Origin of the sequence: Microbacterium sp. ZXX196 (genome assembly GCF_009709595.1) — a bacterium.
GTDB lineage: Bacteria > Actinomycetota > Actinomycetes > Actinomycetales > Microbacteriaceae > Microbacterium > Microbacterium excoecariae.
In genome coordinates this window covers 1-287 of record NZ_WMEE01000079.1, presented here as the reverse complement: position 1 = coordinate 287, position 287 = coordinate 1, and the positions used below count along the sequence as shown (strand labels likewise).

General features: G+C 28.6%; 1 protein-coding gene. It reads right to left on the bottom strand.

All coding sequences use genetic code 11. The annotated features are described in order from the left end of the window. The coding region (locus GJQ66_RS15600) for a pentapeptide repeat-containing protein (protein ID WP_196215892.1) at positions 1-283 on the bottom strand (283 nt) is incomplete at its 3' end. Positions 284-287 lie beyond the last annotated feature (4 nt).

Genomic DNA, 287 nt, shown 5'->3' with positions numbered 1-287 from the left:
AATTTTTAAAGCGACAATCTCTAAAAATAGCAGCATAAAATACGCACTTTTTGAAGTGAACATTCGTAAACCTATTCTTATTTAAGATTACTCCTGAAAAATCAGATAAAACAATTTTTATATTTTTGAATGAACATGATCGTAGGCGGGATCCTCTCAAATTAACATTAAAAAATGTTTTATTAGAGAAACGTACTTTAGAAGAAATAGATTTGGCTAGGAGGCTATTTGAATACTTACGTTTTTCGATGTGCTTGTTATGAAATCTAGGAAGTTTTGACATTAAT